The sequence below is a fragment of the Streptomyces sp. NPDC024555 genome (assembly GCF_055559335.1).
The window spans coordinates 70,162-89,694 of the sequence record NZ_JBVHKV010000007.1 but is presented as its reverse complement, the minus strand read 5'-3'; the positions used below and the strand labels follow the sequence as shown (position 1 = coordinate 89,694).

At 74.0% G+C, this 19,533-nt stretch carries 15 protein-coding genes; 4 read left to right on the top strand and 11 right to left on the bottom strand.

Translation table 11 applies throughout. The features are described 5' to 3' along the window. Positions 1 to 12: 12 nt before the first annotated feature. Together ACZ4FH_RS13805 and ACZ4FH_RS13800 are read left to right on the top strand one after the other, a co-directional pair. Positions 13 to 1,965 carry an APC family permease gene (locus ACZ4FH_RS13805; RefSeq protein ID WP_467304571.1) on the top strand — a complete coding sequence of 651 codons (1,953 nt, stop codon included), beginning with the start codon at positions 13 to 15 and terminating at the stop codon, positions 1,963 to 1,965. 55 nt (positions 1,966 to 2,020) lie between these two features. After that, positions 2,021 to 3,295 carry a DUF6357 family protein gene (locus ACZ4FH_RS13800; protein ID WP_467304570.1) on the top strand — a complete coding sequence of 425 codons (1,275 nt, stop codon included), beginning with the start codon at positions 2,021 to 2,023 and terminating at the stop codon, positions 3,293 to 3,295. A gap of 70 nt (positions 3,296 to 3,365) precedes the next feature. Here the strand turns inward: ACZ4FH_RS13800 and ACZ4FH_RS13795 are convergent, their stop codons facing one another. The 3 genes from ACZ4FH_RS13795 to ACZ4FH_RS13785 form a co-directional block, all read right to left on the bottom strand. Further along, positions 3,366 to 3,914 (bottom strand): LURP-one-related/scramblase family protein, encoded by a 549-nt coding sequence (locus ACZ4FH_RS13795; RefSeq protein WP_383638837.1) that lies wholly within the window; start codon positions 3,912 to 3,914, stop codon positions 3,366 to 3,368. Between the two features lie 112 nt (positions 3,915 to 4,026). Continuing rightward, positions 4,027 to 5,706 carry an immunity 49 family protein gene (locus ACZ4FH_RS13790; RefSeq protein ID WP_467304913.1) on the bottom strand — a complete coding sequence of 560 codons (1,680 nt, stop codon included), beginning with the start codon at positions 5,704 to 5,706 and terminating at the stop codon, positions 4,027 to 4,029. A 210-nt stretch (positions 5,707 to 5,916) separates the two neighbouring features. Next, positions 5,917 to 7,449 (bottom strand): alpha/beta hydrolase, encoded by a 1,533-nt coding sequence (locus ACZ4FH_RS13785; protein ID WP_467304567.1) that lies wholly within the window; start codon positions 7,447 to 7,449, stop codon positions 5,917 to 5,919. A gap of 94 nt (positions 7,450 to 7,543) precedes the next feature. Between ACZ4FH_RS13785 and ACZ4FH_RS13780 the strand changes: the two genes are divergently transcribed. Further along, positions 7,544 to 8,485: a helix-turn-helix domain-containing protein gene (locus tag ACZ4FH_RS13780; RefSeq protein WP_467304566.1), complete on the top strand. Its 942-nt coding sequence runs from the start codon at positions 7,544 to 7,546 to the stop codon at positions 8,483 to 8,485. 72 nt (positions 8,486 to 8,557) lie between these two features. Here ACZ4FH_RS13780 and ACZ4FH_RS13775 read toward each other — a convergent pair whose 3' ends face one another. The 7 genes from ACZ4FH_RS13775 to ACZ4FH_RS13745 form a co-directional block, all read right to left on the bottom strand. After that, positions 8,558 to 9,115, bottom strand: a complete 558-nt coding sequence (locus tag ACZ4FH_RS13775) for a GNAT family N-acetyltransferase (RefSeq protein ID WP_467304564.1) — start codon at positions 9,113 to 9,115, stop codon at positions 8,558 to 8,560. A gap of 75 nt (positions 9,116 to 9,190) precedes the next feature. Continuing rightward, positions 9,191 to 9,430 (bottom strand): LapA family protein, encoded by a 240-nt coding sequence (locus ACZ4FH_RS13770; RefSeq protein WP_383638852.1) that lies wholly within the window; start codon positions 9,428 to 9,430, stop codon positions 9,191 to 9,193. A gap of 128 nt (positions 9,431 to 9,558) precedes the next feature. After that, positions 9,559 to 10,509 (bottom strand): S66 peptidase family protein, encoded by a 951-nt coding sequence (locus tag ACZ4FH_RS13765; RefSeq protein ID WP_467304562.1) that lies wholly within the window; start codon positions 10,507 to 10,509, stop codon positions 9,559 to 9,561. Further along, positions 10,506 to 12,497 (bottom strand): prolyl oligopeptidase family serine peptidase, encoded by a 1,992-nt coding sequence (locus tag ACZ4FH_RS13760; protein ID WP_467304560.1) that lies wholly within the window; start codon positions 12,495 to 12,497, stop codon positions 10,506 to 10,508. The genes ACZ4FH_RS13765 and ACZ4FH_RS13760 overlap by 4 nt, the downstream gene beginning before the upstream one ends. A 20-nt stretch (positions 12,498 to 12,517) precedes the next feature. Next, on the bottom strand, positions 12,518 to 13,876 hold the full coding sequence (locus ACZ4FH_RS13755) for a M20/M25/M40 family metallo-hydrolase (protein WP_467304559.1): 1,359 nt from the start codon (positions 13,874 to 13,876) through the stop codon (positions 12,518 to 12,520). Next, on the bottom strand, positions 13,869 to 14,702 hold the full coding sequence (locus ACZ4FH_RS13750) for a M55 family metallopeptidase (RefSeq protein ID WP_467304557.1): 834 nt from the start codon (positions 14,700 to 14,702) through the stop codon (positions 13,869 to 13,871). Before ACZ4FH_RS13750 ends, ACZ4FH_RS13755 begins: the two co-directional genes overlap by 8 nt. A gap of 116 nt (positions 14,703 to 14,818) precedes the next feature. Next, entirely contained in the window at positions 14,819 to 15,820 is a 1,002-nt protein-coding gene (locus tag ACZ4FH_RS13745; protein ID WP_467304556.1) for an aldo/keto reductase, read from the bottom strand. Positions 15,821 to 15,966: 146 nt separating this feature from the next. Here ACZ4FH_RS13745 and ACZ4FH_RS13740 point away from each other — a divergent pair, with 146 nt between their 5' ends. Further along, positions 15,967 to 16,857, top strand: a complete 891-nt coding sequence (locus ACZ4FH_RS13740) for a LysR family transcriptional regulator (RefSeq protein ID WP_467304554.1) — start codon at positions 15,967 to 15,969, stop codon at positions 16,855 to 16,857. A gap of 65 nt (positions 16,858 to 16,922) precedes the next feature. On the opposite strand, the gene ACZ4FH_RS13735 is transcribed toward ACZ4FH_RS13740, so the two are convergent. Continuing rightward, positions 16,923 to 19,376 (bottom strand): MFS transporter, encoded by a 2,454-nt coding sequence (locus tag ACZ4FH_RS13735; protein ID WP_467304552.1) that lies wholly within the window; start codon positions 19,374 to 19,376, stop codon positions 16,923 to 16,925. Between the last annotated feature and the right edge of the window lie 157 nt (positions 19,377 to 19,533).

Sequence of the window (19,533 nt, the reverse complement as noted above, 5' to 3'; positions counted from 1 at the left end):
TCTGATGACGGGATGACCACGGACCGGCCCCTGTACCGCGTCAAGCGGCGGCTGCTCGGCAGGCCGCTGACCACGGACCGCGTCAGCGAGGAGAAGCTGAGCAACCGGACGGCACTCGGTGTGCTGGCCTCCGACTGCATCAGCTCCTCCGCGTACGGCTCCGAGGAGATGCTGCGCGTCCTCGTGCCCGTCGTGGGAGCGGCGGCGTTCACGATGGTGCTGCCGGTGACCGGGGCGATCCTGCTGGTGCTGCTGCTCCTGACGCTCTGCTACAGCGACGTGGTCACGATCTACACCCGGGCCGGGGGGTCGTACGTCGTGGCCCGGGAGAACTTCGGCCCCGACGTCGCCCAGATCGCGGCCGTGGCGCTGCTCGTCGACTACATCGTCACCGTCGCCGTCCAGGTGTCCGCCGGGACGAACGCGCTGATCTCCCTCGCGCATCTGGCGGGCAACGGCTGGACCGGCCTGGACCATCTCCAACTGCCGGTCTCCGTGGGGGTGATCGTGCTGCTGGCGTACGGGAATCTGCGGGGCGTGCGCGAGGCGGGGCGGCTCTTCGCGCTGCCGGCGTACCTCTTCATGGCCGCCATGGGCCTGGTCTTCGCCGTGGCGGCGGTCCGCGCGCTCGCGGGCGACCTGCCGCACGCCGATCTGCACGCCGCGGGCGTCGTCCCGCTGGGCACGCCCGGCGACGGCTGGCTGCAGGGCGCGTCCCTCTTCATCGTGCTGCGCTCCTTCGCGAACGGCGGCTCCTCCCTCACCGGGCTCGAAGCCATCTCCAACGGCATCTCCGCCTTCCGGGAACCGCAGGGGCGCAACGCCCGCCGCACCCTGATCGCCATGAGCGCGGTGCTGGCCGTCCTGGTCCTGGGCGTGTCCCTGCTGGCGCACGCCACCCACGCCGTCCCCTACACCGACGGCACCCCGACCGTCATCGCCCAGGAGGCCCGGCTCGCGTTCGGCCGGGGCACCCTGGGGACCGCCGGGCTCGTCCTCGTCCAGCTCGCGACCGCGCTGATCCTGTACACCGGGGCCAACACCCCGTTCACCGGTTTCCCGTTCCTGGCCAGCTTCGTCGCACAGGACCGGTTCCTGCCCCGGATGCTGACCCGGCGCGGACACCGGCTGGCGTTCTCCAACGGCATCCTCGCGCTCACCGCACTCTCACTGGCCCTGCTGCTGGTCACGGGGGCCAGCGTGGACCGGCTGGTGGCGCTGTACGCGATCGGCGTGTTCACCGCCTTCACCATGGCCGGCGCCGGGCTGACCGCGTACCACCTGCGGCGGCGCGAGGCCTGGCGGCGGACGAAGACCGGGATCAACGCCGCGGCGGCGGCCATCTCCGCCGCCGTCGTCCTGATCTTCGCCGTCACCAAATTCACCGAGGGCGCCTGGCTGGTCGTCATCGTCTTCCCGCTCGGCGTCTGGGGCCTGATCCGGATCAACCGCGAATACCGCCGCGAGGCCGCCGCCCTGCAACGCCTCCCCGAGGGCGCCGACCGCCCGCGCTCCCGCCGCCACCAGGTCTTCGTGCTGGTCGAGACCCTGGACCTGGCCACCCTGAAGGCGCTCCGCTACGCCCATGAACTCCGCCCCGACCTGGTACGGGCCGTGCACTTCGCCATCGACGTCGCGCACGCGCAACGGCTCTCCGCCGTCTGGGAGTCGACCTCCGCGACCTCCGTCGAACTCGAACTGGTCGACTGCCCCGACCGCAGGCTCCGGCACGCGATGCGGGAACTGGCTGTCCGCACCACCGAGGACGGCGAGACCTCCCTGACCGTGCTCGTCCCGAGGCGGATGTACGCCAACGCGCTCGGCAAGATCCTCCACCGCGGCACCGGCGAGACGATGGCCCGCACCCTGGAGCGGCTCCCCCATGTCGCCGTGACCATCCTGCCGTTCAACGCGTCCTACGCGATGCGGGCCCTGGAGGCGGACCGGCTGCCCGACCTGGACTGACCCCGTGCGGGCGGTCCCCCGGAGCGGTGCGGGCGGTGCTCGTTAGACTCCCCCGATGGGAAAGAGAAGAGCCGAAACCGACATCGTCTTCGCGCGCGCGAACTTCTGGTTGCCGCGCGTGATCCGCGAGGACGGCGGGCTGAGGCTGGAGCTCGGCGCCGGGGCCGACGCCAACCACGACCCGCGCACGTTCTCGTTCCCGATCGGCGACGCCCATCTCGCGGTGCTCCGGGAGGACCTGGCCCGCCACCTCATGCTGTGGAGCGCGCTCCTTCCGCTCTGCGACGCCGCCGGGACACGCGGCCCTCTCGACGAGGACGCCGCCGTCGCGCTCCTGGATCCCGTCCTCCTCGCCCCGGCCGGGGAGGCCGACGCGTTCTTCCGGACCATCCGGTGGGACCGGTACCGGCTCGTCGCCCACGGCGCGGACATCGCGCTGCTCGACGACGGCCGGATCTGCGCGGCGGCGCGCACCGCGACGGAGGCGTCCGATCCGAAGCGCGCCGAGCGGTACCGGGCGGACCGCCGCCGCGCCGAACGCGGCACCGTGCTCGGGCCGCTCGACGCCGCGATCCTCACGTACACGGGGCAGTACGTACACGGTGCGACGATCCCGAAGCGGCTGCCCGGCGCCGTCGCGCCCGCGCTGCTGCCCGAGGTGCTGCGGGTCGTCGCCACGGCGGAGGAGGCGTGCGCCGGGATGCGGATCGGTCTCGACCCGCGCCGGGGCCGGGGCGCGACCGACAAGAGCGCCTGGCAGCGGATGACGGCGGCGGTCGAGACGGCCCTGCGCCGGGCCCACCCCCGGCTCACCGACGACGCGGTGCGCTCCCTGGGCTTCCTGATGTGCTCGGAGGCCGTGGACCGTACGAAGGCCTCGCCCGAGCCGGACGACGAGGAGGCCGCTCGCGCGGGCGGGGCGACGGGCGCGCGGAGGACGGCGCTGTCGTTCACCGACGACAAGGGGGCCGAGGAGACCTGGGCCCCGGGCGGTCCCCGCACCGCGTCGGCCGCGTTCTGGGAGTTCGTGGCCGCGCGCTCGTCGTCGGCCAACGCGGTGTTCACCATCGAGGACGAGGAGCGGGGCGAGGGGGTCCAGCTCCATTTCTACGCGGACTCCCTCGCCCGGATCACGACGGCGCGGGCGGGCACGGGCGGGGCGGATCCCGAGTACCGCGTCGAGTACACCCTGGTCGACGGCATCGACGGATACCGCGCGCTGGTGGGCCTCTTCGTCCTGGGCGGCTGCGCGGCCCTCGACTCCCACCGCCCCTGGTTCACCGACGTCACCGCGTTCGAGCGGGAACGCCGCCGGCGCGCCGGACGGTAGGTCCGGTCGGGCGGCCGGGTCGTCCGGGCGGTCCGGTCCGGTCCGGTCCGGAGACGGTGCCCGCGCCCGGTCAGTCCCCGGGGTGGGCCATCGCGTCGATGGCGACCGCGGCGGCCAGGACCGTGGTGGGGTCGGCGCCCGGACCGATGTCGAGTCCATAGGTGTCGCGCACCCGGAACCACTTCTTGGAGACCTCGGCGATCTTGTAGCCGTCGCGTTCGATCGTGTACTCGTGGTCGACGATGTTGCCGTGGACGGTGAGGTCGTCGCCGTTCTCCTGCTTGATGCGCCAGCGGTCGCGCAGCGGGCCGACGACGGCCTTCTTGACGATCGCCACGCGCTGCCCGTCGGCGTCCTCGATCGCCATGGACTCCTTGATCCGCAGCGGCCGGCTCTGGACGGTGGCGACGCGGTGGCCGTCGCGGTCCTCGATGTGGAAGGTCCTGCGGGCCCGGAGCGCCTTGCCGTCGACCTTGTAGCGGTGGTCACCGGCGTCGTCGTCGATCCAGTAGTCGTCGCCGATCGAGACCAGCTTCTGACGCATCCGGTAGCGGGTGACGTTCTCGCCGTGCTCGAACGCGCGATTGGCGTGACGGCGGTCCTTGCGCTCCTGGAACATGGCCCGTCCTTCCCGCCGTCCGCCGGCGGGGAACCGGCTCCGTGACGGCAGTTCCGTCCTTCCTATCCCGCACCGTCCCACCGCGCACCTTTTGCCCGGGGGCCGGTCCGGCTCAGAAGGGCTCGGCCGCGCGCAGGATCTCCTCCGGCAGGTAGGGCGACCGGACCCGGATCTCCCAGCCCCGCCGGCGGGCGTGGCAGGCCAGGGCGAGGACGTCCGGAGCGACGGAGGCGTCGGGGTCGTCGGCGCGGTCGGCGACCTGGTAGTGGGCGCGGTGGACCTCCAGCGCGTCGGCCAGGGCCAGGGAGAAGCTCTCCTCGTCCCCTTCGACCAGCTGCGAGAGCAGCACGGCCGGGGGTGCGGGGAAGGTGCGGTTGCCGAGTGCCTGAGCCTGTTGGACGGCGCGGAGCGCGGCCGGTTCGGGGTCGTCGCCCCTGAGGTAGGCGTGCAGGGCCTCGCGGTAGGCGGCGAAGGCGGAGCGGTCCGGGCCCTGGAGCGCGGGGCCCGCCAGGACGAGCGGGGCGAGGTCCTCGCGGGCCCCGGTGATCAGGGCGAGGACGGTGGCCCGGTGCCAGATGCCCGCCCCGGCCGACTCGTGGGGGCCGCCGGGGTGGCGCAGGACGTGGCCGTCGACGGCCGCCTCGACCTCGGTGTCCGGTGCGGCGAGCGCGACGCGGAAGAGGAAGGCGCCGATGCGGGAGGCCCGGCGCAGCGTCGCGAGCTGGGCCCCGGCGGTGCCGGCGGCGGTGCCGGTGCGCCAGGCGAAGAGGCGCTCCTGGTCCTCCATGATCCGGGAGAGCCGCCACACCTCCGCCGGCTTGCCCTCGACGGGGGTGAGCGCCGCGCGGGCGCGCTCCTCGTACCGGTCCTCGACGTGCTCCGGCGGCGTGGCGGCGGGGGCCGGACGGTCCACCGTCAGCGGGCCGGCGGCCAGGGCGGCCACCGCGTCCGGCCGGCGGTCCCGGCCGAAGGCCGCGACGCGGGGGCCGGGCGTCTCGAAGCCGGTGACCAGGGCGTGCGGGAGGTAGTCGGTACGGACGGCGGGGGCCCAGCCGTGCCGGCGGTACGCGAGCGCGGCGAGGGCCAGGGGGACGAGCGGCAGCAGGGTGCGGGGGCTCGCGGAGCGGCCGTACAGGGCGCCGTGCGCGGTGAGGACGCCGGTCAGCGCGGCGTCGAAGGCCGCCCGGTCCTCGGCGGCCAGGGCCCGCAGCGCGCGCAGGGCCAGGCTGTCCGGGCGGTCGAGCAGGGGCCGGCCGGTCTCCTCCGCACCCGCCCGGAGGCGGTCCAGTGCCGCGTCGACGGCGGCGGTCCTGGCCGCCTCGGTGAGCGGATACTCCTCGTCCTCCCCCGCGTCGTCCAGGACGACGGCCATCAGCCCGGTGGCCAGTTCCCCGGCGGGGGTGCCCTGCGCCTTGGCGGCGAACTTGGCGCGGGCGAAGGAGAACGCCTCGCCGTGCCGGGCGGTCCGGTCGCGGAGCACGGCCAGGCAGAGCGCGTCGATCCAGTCGCCGGGCGTGACGCTCTCGGCGGGCGCGTCCTCGCCGGGCTCGTAGCCCATGCCGAAGTTCACGTAGTCCAGGAAGACGTGGAAGCCGCAGTACGGGTGGTAGGCCGCGTAGGTCACGGCGCCGACGGCGGCCTCGCAGGCGTCCTGGAGGACGGCCTCGGCCTCCGGGGTGGCCAGTCGGGGCGTCCGAACGGAGAGTGCCCCCAGGTAGTCGAGGAACTCGTCGGCTATCAGCTGCCATTCGCGCGTCGTCATCCGGTCGGCCCGGGACATCGAGTGCACCATGCGGCCGATGCGGTGGGGGAAGTCCTCGCACGCCGCCGACACGGCCGCCCCGCCCACCTGATGACGCTCTATCAGCACGCTTCCGCTCCATGGTTCCGCTGCGCGGCCGGCTCGCCCGGCCGGCGCTGTGCGGACCAGCCTAGGGGGTGCCACCGACAGTGCGGCCTCCCGGCTTCGCGCGGGCGGGAGGCCGCTGTCCCGTGCGCCCGCTCAGTCCGTGAGCCGGCCGATGACCGCGCTCATCGCGGCGCGCAGGGCGTCACGGATCTCGTCGGTGACGGGGTCGCCCTCGAAGGCGTGGTGGCCGCTGGGGACGTCGATGATCTCGATGTCGGTGCCGTGCCGGGCGGCGGAGGTCAGGAACTCCTCGACGGTGGCGGCGATTCCGGGCATCTCCTGTCCGACGCGGGTGAGGACGAGGGGCAGGGAGCCGGTGCCGGCGAGTGCGTCCGCCGGGCGGAAGCGGTCCTCGACCGGACCCCAGCCGGGGAGCGGGACCAGGATCGGGTACGAGGCGGCCAGGCAGCGCAGCCAGGCCGGCGGGGCGCCGAGCCAGTCCGCGCAGAGCAGGCCGCCGCCCGAGAAGAACCAGAGGGCGATCCGGTCGGCGTCCACCCGGGGGTCGGACCGGACCCTTTCGACGGCGGCGGCCACGTCGTCGGCGGCGCGGGCGTAGTCCGTGGTGTCGTGCAGACGGTGGTCGAAGAGGACACCGACGGCGCCCTCGGCCGCCGCGTGGCGCGCGTATCCGCGCAGGGCCGTCCAGTCGCGCGGGGTCGGTTCGACCCCGGCGGGCACCGGCCCGCCGTGCACGAACACCACCGCGGGGCGGGGCCCGTCGCCCTCGGGGACGTAGAGGTCGATGTTCCCGTGGCGCTCCGGCGTCCGCTCCGGGACGTCCAGCGGGAAGGGGCGCAGATGGGCGGGCGGACGGTCCGCGTCGGGCTTGGTCAGGTGGTGTCCCTCCCCCGCTGCGGCCCGCAGCAGGACATCGGCGAGTTCGGCGGGCCGGGACAGCATCGGCCAGTGTCCGGTGGCCAGTTCGAAGAACGAGATGCCGGGCGAGGCGAGCGTGCCGATGACGGGGTCACCGAAGTCCACCCGCTGCTGGAGCAGCCCGATGGAGCCGCCGTTGGCCTGGCAGAGCACGCCGGTGACGGGGAGCGCGCCGGACGCCCCGGTGAGCTTCAGCGGCTGGAGCAGCGTGGCGAGGGGCTGCGGCGAGGCCAGGGAGGTGAGGTGCTTCAGCGCCGCGTCGTCCAGTCCGTCGGTGCTGCCCCAGCGCCGCCACCGCGCGGGCTCCGGGACGGGCAGGGGGCGCACCGGCCCGTCCGCCCCGGCCAGCGCGATCACCTCGTCGCGCAGTCCGGCGTCCGCGACGACGGCCAGGGCGGGCATGCCGTCGGCGGCCGGACCGGTGTCCACGGCGACGATCCGGGCGATGTGCCGGGCGCGGCGGTCCGCGGCGCCGAGCAGCGGGTACATGCCGTAGTCGTGGCCGACCAGGACGATCTCCGGCGCGGGGCCGTCGCCCGCCGAGGCCACCACGTCGTCGATCACCGCGAGCACGTCCGCGATGTGCCGTTCCAGGTCGACCGGGTCGTCGTTCCCGTCCGCCCCGGGGCCGAGCCCGGTCAGGGCCACCGGGTGCACCCCGGCGCCCGCCGCGACCAGCCGGGCGGCGGTCCCCTCCCATACCCGCGCTCCGGTGAACATGCCCGCTACCAGGATGAATTCCGTCATGGTCGGCTCCTCGGCGATCCGTCGGCGGCGGCCCGGACCCGTGGTCCGGCCGCCCTCGCCGGTACGGTAGAAGCTCCCCCGGAGGGAGGTTCAAGTGGTCATGTCGCAGGACGGACTGTGCAGTATCGGCGAGCTGGCGGAGCGTGCCGGGCTCACCGTGAAGACCGTCCGGTTCTACTCGGACCGCGGGCTGCTGCCGGAGGCCGCGCGCAGTGCGGGCGGGCACCGGCGCTACGGCCCCGAGGCGCTGGGCCGGCTGCGATTGCTGCGTTCGCTGCGTGCGCTGGGTCTGCCGGTGCGCGAGGTGCACCGGGTGCTGGACGAGGAGGACGCCGGGGAGCGGTTGCTGGAGGACGCCGTCGCCGGGCAGCTGAGCGAACTGGGTTCGCAGCTCACGGCGTTGCGCTGGCGGGAGGCGGGGCTGCGGCTGGTGCTGGAGTGCCCGCCCGGGGAGCGGGCCGACCGGCTGCGCCTGATCGGTGCGGTGGCCTCGCCGCCCAGCACGGCCGCGCTGGCGCGCTTCTGGCGTGGCTGGCTGCCGGCGAGGATGCCGGCCGCGGCGACGGCGGCGTTCCTGGACGCGGCGGTGCCCGACCCTCCCGACGACCCCGCCCCCTCCCAGGTCCTGGCCTTCGCCCGGCTGTACGCCCTGGTGACGCGGCCGTGCACGGGCGGGGAGGTGTGCCAGCCGCAGGCGCACACGGCCGCCGGGCCGCGCGGACCCGCCGTGCTGTACGCCGGTCTCGCCCAGGCGTACGAGCTGGCCGGCGGCCCGCTGCGGCGGGGCGCCGCACCGTACGCGGGCGAGGAGCTGGACTGCTTCGTGGATGCGTACGCGAGCGCGTACGGCGGCCGGGACACCCCGGGCTTCCGCCGGGTGCTGCTGTCGCAGCTGGCCGGGGATCCGCGGATCGACCGGTACTGGGAGCTGGTGACGGAGGTGATCAGCCCGCCGGACGGCCCGCCCGAGCCGACGCCCGGGTCCGCGCACGACTGGCTGTTCGCGGCGCTGGGCGCGCAGACGGCGGCGGGCTGAACGGCCGGCCGTCCCGGCAGAGGGGGAACCGTCGCCCCGGCGGGACCGGACGGCCGTCCCGGCAGGGCCGGTTCAGCGCATCTCGGCCGTGATCGCCCAGCGTTCGTGGTCCCGCCAGGCGCCGTCGACGAACAGGAAGTCGGGGGAGAACCCCTCCAGCCGGAAGCCCGCCCTGCGGACCAGGGCGATGGAGTGTGTGTTGGCCGGCTGGATGTTGGCTTCGAGCCGGTGCAGGCCGAGCGGGCCGAAGGCGTGCCCGAGGACGAGACCGAGGGCTTCGCTCATCAGCCCGCGCCCGGCCGCGTGGGCGAAGCCCCCGTAGCCCAGGGCCCCGCAGCGGAATCCGCCGGCGACGATGTTGTTGATGTTGATGAACCCGGCGATGGGGCCGTCGGCCGGTCCGCCGGGCTCGCCGCGCCGCTCGCAGACGAGGAAACCGGCCTTCGTGGGGTCCTCGATGAGCGGGCGCGCGTACGCGGCGTAGGCCTCGGGGCCGTCGGGCGGGAACAGCCAGGGCCGGTGCGTGTCCCGGCTGTCGCGGACCCGGGCGGTGAACTCCTCGGCGTCGGCGTACGTGAAGGGGCGGATGCCCGTGCGCGGGCCCTCGGCGAGATAGCTGGTGTCGGACATCGGCACAGCCTAGGCGTGCCGTGCAGGATCACGGCCCGGCGACCCGGGCCGTGATCCTGCACGGCGCCCCCGGCCCTACCGGGACCGCCTGCGGAAGAAGTAGGCGCCGCAGGCCGCCCCGGCGACGAACATCACGATCAGCCACACGTACAGCGGCATGGTCACCAGTGGGATGATCAGCCGGACCTCGACGTCCTTGGTGTTCTCGGCGATGAACACGACCGACAGGACCGCGATGACGAGGACCAGGATGCGGGCCGGTGTGAACGCGCCCGAACCGCCCTTGCCACCGCTCGACACATCTTTCGGGCTCATGGAGCGGCCCCTTCCCTGCTCCGGGGCACATTGCGCCCGGAGCACCAGGATGGCTCCGCCGCCGCCCCGGCGGGCCGCTCTGTACCGCCGTTCGGGTGAACGGCGGTACGGGGGCGGTGCCCGTCCGCTCAGCGCAGCGCGGGTGTCTCGACGGTGAGCGTGGGCGGTGTGCCGTCCCCGGGGGCGTCCAGGACGGCGGGCACCCCGAGCGGGACGGTCAGTCCGGTGGGGCCGTGCCCGAAGCCCAGTTCCTCGACGACGGGGACGCCGAGCGGGCCGAGCCGGTCGGCGAGGACCGCGCGCACCTGCTCGTACGGTTCGCAGCCGGCCCAGGAGCCGCAGGCGACCCCGGCGATCCCGTCGAGCGCCCCGGCCCGCAGGAGCTGGGTGAGGATCCGGTCGAGGCTGTAGGGGTCCTCGTTCGTGTCCTCGATGAGGAGCAGTCCGCCCCGGGCCGAGGTCCGGGCGTGCGGGGTGGCCAGATCGGCGGCGAGCAGGCTGACGCAGCCGCCGTAGGTGATGCCCCGGGCCCGCCCGGGGACCAGGGTCCGCGCGGTGGGAAGCCCCAGCACGGACACGGTCTCGGGTGCGAACAGGGTGGCCCGCAGGGACTCCTGGGTCGCCGGGTCCTTGAGGAAGGTCTCCGTGCCCGTCATCGGGCCGTGCAGGGTGGCGAGTCCGGTCCGCAGCGCGAACGCCTCGTGCAGGACGGTGATGTCGCTGTAGCCGACGAACACCTTGGGCCCGGCGGCCCGCATCGCCGCCCAGTCCACCAGGTCGGCCATGCGGTGGGCCCCGTAGCCGCCGCGTGCGCAGATCACCGCCTCGACGGAGGGATCGCACCAGGCGTCCTGGAGGTCCCGGGCCCGCGCGGCGTCCGTCCCCGCGAGGTAGTCCAGCTCCGGGTGGGTGTCGAGGACGTGGGGCATCACGAGGGGGTCGAGGCCCCAGCCGCGCAGGAGGTCGAGTCCGGGCTCCAGGCGGTCCGCCGGGACCGGTCCGCTCGGGGAGACGATCGCGACCCGGGAGCCGGCGCGCAGCCGGGCGGGCCGGGTCAGGGGGACGAGTCCGGTGCTCACTTGCGCAGCTCCAGGCGCGGCACGTCGTCGCGGTCGATGCCGAACGTCTGGAGGTACAGGGAGAGTTCGGACTCCAGGGCATTGATCATGGTCTCGGCGCGACGGAACCCGTGCCCCTCGCCGGGGTAGGTGAGGTAGGCGTGCGGGATGCCCCGACCCTCGACCGCCGCCAGGAAGCGTTCGCACTGGACGGGCGGGCAGATGGGGTCGTCCTCCCCCTGGAGCAGCAGGAAGGGGGTGGCGAGCCGGTCGGTGCGGGTGATCGGGGAGCGTTCGCGGTAGCGGTCGGGGACCTCGGCGAGCGGGCCGACCAGGGACTCCAGGTACTGGGACTCGAAGTCGTGGGTCTCGTCGGTGCCCCAGCCGGTGAGGTCGAGGATGGGGTAGATGATCGTGCCGCAGGCGTAGACGTCGGTGCCGGTGAGGGAGGCGGCGGTGGTCCAGCCCCCGGCGCTGCCGCCCCGGACGGCGAGGCGGGCCGGGTCGGCGGTGCCCTCGTCGGCGAGCGCCCGTGCCACGGCGGCGCAGTCCTCCACGTCGACGACGCCCCACTGTTCGCGCAGCCGGTTGCGGTAAGCGCGGCCGTAGCCCGTGGAGCCACCGTAGTTGACCTCGGCGACGCCGATGCCGCGCGAGGTGAAGTAGGCGATCTCCAGATCGAGGACGAGGGCGGCGTGCCCGGTGGGACCGCCGTGCGCCCAGATGACGTAGGGCGGCAACTCGCCCTCCGGGCCGCTGCGTTCGGGGTGGTGCGGTGCGTAGACCTGGGCGTGGATCTCCCGGCCGCCGGGGCCGGTGAAGGTGCGCACGACGGGCCGGGGGTAGTACGCGGGGTCGACCGCGTCCTCGTGGGGGGCGCCGATGACACGGGTGTGCCCGGTGGCGGTGTCGAGTTCGACGATCTCGTACGCGCGGTGCGGGCTCGCGGCGACGCCGACGACCCGGCTGCCCCGGACCGCGAGGGTCTCGGCCCATTCGGTCCACGGTCCGGCGATGTCGGCGAGCCGGCCGCTCTCGGGGTCGAGGACGCCGAGCGTGGTGGAGCCCTTGCCGTGGACGGTGGCGATCAGCCCGTTGTCCAGCGGCTGGAACCAGGTGAGCCCGACCTTCCAGAGCGGGCCGGCGAACTCCTCCTCGCGGGCGCAGAGTCCGACCGCCTCGCCCCCGCCGTCGACGTCGAGGCGGTACAGGTTCCACCAGCCGTCGCGGTCGCTCGCGAACAGCAGCCGCCCGGCGGCGTCCCAGCGGATCTGCGGGACGGACTCCTCCGGGCCGCCCACGAGGGGGCGGGCGTCGTGGAAGGTGCCGTCCTCCCCGATGCCGGCGAGGATCACCTCGGTGCCGTCCCACGGCATCCGGGGGTGGTCCCAGGCGATCCAGGCGGCGCGCCGCCCGTCCGGCGAGACCTCGGGTCCGGTGACGAACCGGTGCTGTCCGTCGGAGAGTTCGCGTACGGCGGTGCGGTCGTCGGCCGCCGTGCCGTCGAGCGGGACGGCGGCGATCACCCGGCGCAGTTCGGTGGGGCCCTCGCCGGTGAACTCCTCCAGGACGCACCAGACCTCCCCGGCCGCGCCGCGCTCCGGCTGCGGGCGGGGGTCGGCCCAGCGCAGTCCGCCGCCGGTGGCGGAGACGGGGGTGAGCGGCCGGGGGGCGGCCCCGCTGTCGGGTTCGTAGGCGTAGAGCCGCTGGTCGTCGAAGTGGACGAAGACGATCAGCGGGCCGCCCTCGTCGCGTTCGATGCCGGCCCAGGGCCGGCCGCCGTACTCGATGACGCGGCTGCGCGCGTTCCACGGGGCGGGCAGTTCCGTGGTGGTGCCGTCCGCCCGGCGGCGGACCAGGGCGCGGCGGCCGGACTCGGCGGGGCGCGGTTCGGTCCACCACAGTTCCTCGCCGACCGCCCCGACGTATTCGGGGCGGCCGTCGTGGGAGGCGGCCAGCGCGGCGTCGATGGGTGAGGGCCAGGTTCCGTGGGCCCCGGTGGATACCATGATCAATTCCCCCGAACGGTTCAGGCGGTGCGCAGATAGTGGTCCAGGACCCGGACGCCGAAGTGCAGCGCGTCCACGGGGACGCGTTCGTCGACGCCGTGGAAGAGGGCCTGGTAGTCGAAGCCGAAGGGCAGTTTCAGCGGGGAGAAGCCGTAGCCGGTGATGCCGAGCCGGGAGAACTGCTTGGCGTCCGTGCCGCCGGACATGGAGTACGGCACGGTGTGCCCGTCCGGGTCGAAGCGTTCGACGGCGGCCCGCAGTTTGGCGAAGGTCGGCGAGTCGACGGGGGCCGTGAGGGGCACCTCGCGGTGGTGGAACTCCCAGTCGACCGAGGGTCCGGTGAGCCGGTCGAGGGTGGCGTGGAACTCCTCCTCGCCGCCGGGGACCATCCGGCCGTCGATGTACGCGGTGGCGTGCCCCGGGATCACGTTGACCTTGTAACCGGCCTCCAGCATCGTGGGGTTGGAGCTGTTGCGGACGGTCGGGGCGACCAGGTCGGCGGCCGGGCCGAGCTTGCCGAGGAGTTCGTCCACGTCGAAGCCGGGGGCGTCGAGGTCGGGGTGGATGCCGTGCAGGGCGGCGATCTCGGTGAGGGCGGCGCGGACCGTCGGGGTGAGGCGGACCGGCCAGTCGTACTCGCCGATCCGGGCGACGGCGGCGGCCAGGGCGCTGACGGCGTTGGCGTGGTTGACCTTGGAGCCGTGCCCGGCCTTGCCGTGGGCGGTGAGCTTGAGCCATCCGGTGCCGCGTTCGCCGGCCGCGATCGGGTAGAGCGGCATATCGGGTCCGGCGTGGAAGGTGAACGCCCCGGACTCGCTGATGCCTTCGGTGCATCCGTCGAAGAGCGCGGCGTGCCGCTCGGCGAGGAACTCGGAGCCGTCCTCGGCGCTGGCCTCCTCGTCGGCGGTGTACGCGATGACGATGTCGCGCCGGGGGCGGATGCCGGACCGGGCCCAGAAGCGGGCGACGGCGAGGACCATCGCGTCCATGTTCTTCATGTCGATGGCGCCCCGGCCCCAGACGACGCCGTCGCGGACCTCGCCGGAGAACGGGTCGACGCTCCAGTCGGCGGCCTCGGCGGGCACCACGTCCAGGTGTCCGTGGACGAGCAGGGCGTCGGCGGAGGGATCGGTGCCGGGGATCCGGGCGACGACGTTGGTGCGTCCGGGGGTGCGTTCCAGCATCGCCGGTTCGAGCCCGGCACCGGCCAGCCGCTCGGCGACGTACTCGGCGGCCGGGCGTTCGCGGCAGTCGCCGCCGCCCCGGTTGGTCGTGTCGATGCGGATCAGTTCGGAGGTGAACGTCACCACCTCGTCGAGCGCGGTGCCGTCGATACCGACGCCGTCGCCGCCGTCGTGCCGGATGCTCGCCTCAGCCATACTGCTCCTCCACGGCGGACGACACGAGGGTCGTGACCGCCTTGAACGTGCGGATTCCTTCGTACATCGTCGCGCTGGTGTACGAGACACGCCTCTCACCGCCGACCGCGACGCCGGGGACGACGGTCGCGGCGGCGGCCAGGTGCTCGGCGTCGAACTCCAGCTCCACGGTGAACGGACCGCCCTCCACCGGGGTGTACCGCCCGGCCAGGGGCACGGCCCGCGCGGCGGCCTCGCGGATGTCGGCGGCGGTGCGCGCCGGGGTGCGGCAGACCGCCGCGTAGCGCGACACATAGTCCTTGACGGCGACCTTGCGGGCGTCCGGGGCGTACCCCTCGGCGTCCACGCAGGTGAGGTCGTCCCCGGTGACGAGGACGACGGGTACGCCGTACTCGGCGGCCACATGGGCGTTGAGCAGCCCCTCGCTGGCCCGGACGCCGTTCAGCCAGACCCCGGTGATGGAGTTGGCGAGATAGGTGTGGGCGAGGACGCCCTCCGTACCGGCACCGGTGTGGTAGCCGACGAAGGCGACCGCGTCCACGTCGCCGTGCTGGATGCCCTCGACCATGCTGAGCGACTTGTGCTTGCCGGTGAGCATCTGGACGCGGTCGTCCAGCTTCTCCAGGAGCAGGTTGCGCATGGTCCAGTGCGCCTCGTTGATCAGCACCTCGTCGGCTCCCCCGTCGAAGAAGCCGAGGGCGGCGGCGTTGACGTCGGAGGTGAACAGGGAGCGGCACCGCTCCCACTGCGGGGTGCCGGGCAGCACATCGGCCGGCCAGGTCACACCGGTGGCGCCTTCCATGTCGGCGCTGACGAGGATCTTCATGCGGCCACACGGTACGCGTCACCGAACGCGCAGGCCAGAGGTGGTGTGCCCGCCACAGGTCCATGCCTCTGACGGGGGATGCGGGCGGGGCCGCATCCCCCGGAACGGCATCGCCCTCAGCGGCGCCGGGCGCCCTTGAGGAGCCTGTCGATCGCGGTGAGCTCCTTGGCGTCGAACTCCAGGTTGCGCACGGCCTCGACGCTGTTCTCCAGCTGGGCGACGCTGCTCGCGCCGACGACGGCGGAGGTGACCCGGCCGCCGCGCAGCACCCAGGCGAGGGCCATCTGGGCGAGCGACTGCCCCCGGGCGGCGGCCAGCCGGTCCAGTTCCCGGAGCCGTTCGACCAGGTCCGGGGTGACCGCCTCGGCCGACAGGAAGGGGCTGCTGCCGGCGGCGCGGGAGCCCTCGGGGATGCCGCGCAGATAGCGGTCGGAGAGGATGCCCTGCTCCAGCGGCGAGTAGGCGATGGAGCCGACGCCCAGTTCGTCGAGGGCGGTGAGCAGCCCGTCCTCGGGCCGGCGGTCGAGCATCGAGTAGCGGGGCTGGTGGATGAGGAGCGGGGTGCCCAGCTCGTTGAGGATGCGGGCGGCCTCGCGGGTCTGCTCGGCGGAGTAGTTGGAGATGCCGACGTACAGCGCCTTGCCCCGGCGCACCGCCGCGTCCAGGGCTCCCATGGTCTCTTCGAGCGGGGTCTCGGGGTCGGGCCGGTGCGAGTAGAAGATGTCGACGTAGTCGAGGCCGAGCCGCTCCAAGCTCCGGTCCAGCGAGGCGAGCAGGTTCTTGCGCGATCCCCACTCCCCGTACGGGCCGTCCCACATCAGATAGCCGGCCTTGGTGGAGACGACGATCTCGTCCCGGTGGCGGGCGAAGTCCGTGGCCAGGGCCCGGCCCATCGTGGTCTCGGCGGAGCCGGGCGGCGGGCCGTAGTTGTTCGCGAGGTCGAAGTGGGTGATGCCGAGGTCGAACGCGCGGCGCAGGATCCGGCCCTGGGACTCCGGTGTCCGGTCGCCGCCGAAGTTGTGCCACAGGCCGAGCGAGAGGGCGGGCAGCTTCAGACCGCTGCGCCCGGTGCGCCGGTAGGGCATGTCCTGGTAGCGGCCGGCGGACGGGATGTACATGCGGGGCTCCACAGCGAAGGGGTACGGGGTCGCGGGGCGCGTTGCGGCGTCGGCCCGGACGGGGATGCGGGATCCAGGCTCGCGCACATCGATCCAGCGGTCCAACAGGAGATTCCGCTGGGATTCAGCGCCTATATTTCTCAATCATGGAGTTGCGCCAGCTGGAGCATTTCGTCGCGGTCGCCCGCGAGCAGCATTTCACCCGGGCCGCCGAGCGCGTCGCCGTCTCGCAGTCCGGGCTCTCGGCCTCGGTCCGGGCGCTGGAACAGGAGCTGCGCACCCCGCTGTTCAGCCGGACCACCCGCCGGGTGCGGCTGACCGAGGCGGGGCGCGCCCTGCTGGTGGAGGCGGAGCGCACGCTGGCGGGCGCACGGGCGGCCCGGGACGCGGTCGACGCGGTCCGGGGGCTGCTGCGCGGCACCCTGTCGGTGGGCGTGGAGCAGTGCGTGGCGGGGGTGCGGCTGCCCCGGCTGCTCGCGGCGTTCCACCGCGCCCATCCGCAGATGGAGATCCGGCTCCGCCAGGAGGGGACGACGCATCTGGTCGAGGGGGTGGCGGGCGGGCGGCTGGACATCGCCTTCGCCTCCGGGGTCGCCCGGGGCGAGTGGCGGGGCGAGCTGGTGCCGCTCGCCACGGAGCCGCTGGTGCTGCTCTGCGCGCCGGACCACCGGCTGGCGTCGGCGGAGCGTGCCGGATGGGGCGGCCTGCCGGAGGAGGGGTTCATCGACTTCCATCCGGACTTCGGGCCGAGGCGCGCGGCCGACGCGGCGTTCGCCGCCGCCGGGGTGCGGCGCACGGTGGCCCTGGAGGTCAGTGATGTGCACAGTCTGCTGGAGCTGGTCCACGAGGGGCTCGGGATCGCGGTGGTCCCGCACCACTTCGCCCGCAAGCCGGAGGCCCGGGGGCTGGCGGCGGTCGCGCTGGACGGGGCGGACCGGCCGTCGTACGAGAGCGTGATGGTGCTTCCGGAGGCGCAGGCGATGAGTCCGGGGGCGCGGGCGCTGATGGCGCTGGTCCGGGAGGACACCGGCCGCTGAGGCGTGGGGCCGGGGCGGCGCTTCCGGACCGGAGCCGCCGTGGAGGGCTCCGGTCCGGACAGGTCTCAGTCCTCGTGGCCGAGCTGGAGGTCGCGTTCGGTGCGTCCGCCGCCGGCGACCTGGAGGACGGTGGCGACCGGCGGGTAGCCGGCGGCGATCACGGTGTACTCGCCGGTGGACAGGTCGACGAAGCGGAACGCCCCGTCGGGGCCGGTGGTCTGGGTGTCGACGACATTGCCGGCGGCGTCCAGGAGGGTCACCCGGGCGTCCTCGACGGGGCGTCCGCCGGTCGCCCGGACGATGCCGCGCAGCACGGCGCCGCCCGCGAGTTCGATGTCCTGCCGGGTCTCCCTGGCCGCCTGGACGCTGACGGGCAGCGCGGCGGGGCGGAAGGCGGGCGCGGAGGCGGCGAGGGTGTACTCCCCCGCGACCAGTTCGCCGATCACATAGCCGCCCTCGCGTCCGCTGCGGGTGGAGGCGACGACCTCGCCGCGGACGTCGGTGAGGGTGACGGAGGCGTCGCGCACGGGGACGCCGTCCGCCGTCAGCACGGTCCCGGCCAGGCGTCCGGCGCCGCCGAGCACCACGTCGAGGTCGACGGGGCGTTCGCCGACGGTGACGCTGACGGCCTGCGGCTGGTGCCCGCCGGCCGCGGCGATGAGGACGTACGATCCGGCGCCGGGCGCGCTGAGCGCGTACCGCCCGTCGTCGCCGCTGGCGCCCCGGCCGACCTGCCGGCCCTGGACGTCGATCAGGGTGAGGGCGGCGCGGGGCACCTTCGTGCCGTCGGGGTGCTGGACGGCTCCGCAGACCGGGACGCCGCCGGGGTGGACGGGGACCGGGGCGGGGGTGGACCGGTCGGTGCGGGCGGAGGGGATCGTCGCGGGCTCGGCTTCGGTTTCGGGGCTGTGGTGGGACACCAGGGGTTTCTCCTTGAGGAAGAAGGCGAGGACCAGGCCGAGCACGAGCACCGGCACGAGGTAGAGGAAGATCCGGGGCATGGCGTCGGCGTAGGCCCGGATGTAGGCGTCGCGCAGCGCGGGGTCCATCGCGTGGACCAGTTGCGGCGTGATCGATTCGGGGTCGGGCAGATCGCTGCCGGTGGGCAGCCGTACGGCGAGCGCGTCGGCCAGCCGGCCGGCGAAGAGGGTGCCGAACACGGCGGCGCCGACGCTGCCGCCGATCTGCCGGAAGTAGTTGTTGGCGCTGGTCGCGGTGCCGAGGTCGGCGGGGCGTACGGAGTTCTGCACGGCGAGGACGAGGACCGGCATGATCAGCCCGATGCCGAGGCCCAGGACGGCCTGGGCGATGCTGTATTCGAGGCGCGGGGTGTCCGTCTCCAGCCGGGAGAGCAGCCACATGCCGAGGGCGGAGACCGCGCTGCCGGCGATCGGGTAGATCCGGTAGCGCCCGGTGCGGGAGATGAGCTGGCCGGAGACGACGGAGGCGCCGACGATGCCGCCCATCATCGGGAGCATCAGCAGCCCGGACTCGGTGGCGGTGGCCCCGTCGACCATCTGGAGGAAGGTCGGCAGATACGAGGCGGCGCCGAACAGCGCGACGCCGACCACCGCGCCGACCAGGGCGGTGACGTTGAAGATCGAGTCGCGGAACAGCCGCAGCGGGATGATGGGTTCGGGCGCGCGGTGCTCGACGGCGACGAACAGCAGAGTCGTTCCGGCAGCTCCGGCGGCCAGGCCCAGGATGGTGGCGGAGCCCCAGGCGTACTCGGTCCCGCCCCAGCTGGTCAGCAGGACCAGACAGGTGGAGGCGGCGGCCAGCAGGATCGCGCCGAGGATGTCGAGGCGGGGCCGGACGGCCGGCTTCGGGAGTTTCAGCACGACGGTGATGACGGCCAGGGTGACCAGCCCGAACGGCACGTTGATGTAGAAGCACCAGCGCCAGGAGGCGTGATCGGTGAAGAAGCCGCCGAGCAGCGGGCCGGCCACGGAGGCGAGGCCGAAGGCGGCCCCGATCAGGCCCATGAACCGGCCGCGTTCGCGGGGCGGCACGACGTCGGCGATGATCGCCTGCACGCCGATCATCAGCCCGCCGCCGCCGACGCCCTGGAGGGCGCGGAAGGCGATGAGTTCGTCCATGGTGCGCGACCAGCCGGCCAGCGCGGAGCCGATGACGAAGGTGACGATCGCGAACTGGAAGACGCCCTTGCGTCCGAAGAGGTCGCCGAGCTTGCCGTAGACCGGCAGTCCGATGGTCGAGGCGAGGAGATAGGCGGTGACCGCCCAGGACATCTTCTCCAGGCCGTGCAGTTCGCCGACGATCTTCGGGAGCGCGGTCGCGACGATCATCTGGTCGAGCGCGGCGAGCAGGAGCGTGAGCATCAGCCCGACGAAGACGAGCCGGATCCGGCGGGGATCGGTCACCGCCCCGGCGGGCGCGGCCCGGACGGCCGGTTCGCGGGTGGTGCCGGGAGGCGGTGGCGCGGCCGCCCCGGGCGGTCCTCCGGTGCCGTCCGTCCCGTCCGGCTCGTCCTTCACCAGAGTGATGCCACCCACCACGTGCCGCTCCCCTCGTCGCGCTGCCGCACATTTCTCGCATTGCATGACAAGCGAGGGCAAACGCGACGAGGGGGCGCCGACGGCGCACTCCGGGGCTTAATCCCCGGTCGGAGCCACTACGGCGCACCACCGGCCGTCCGGAAAGACCACCCGAACC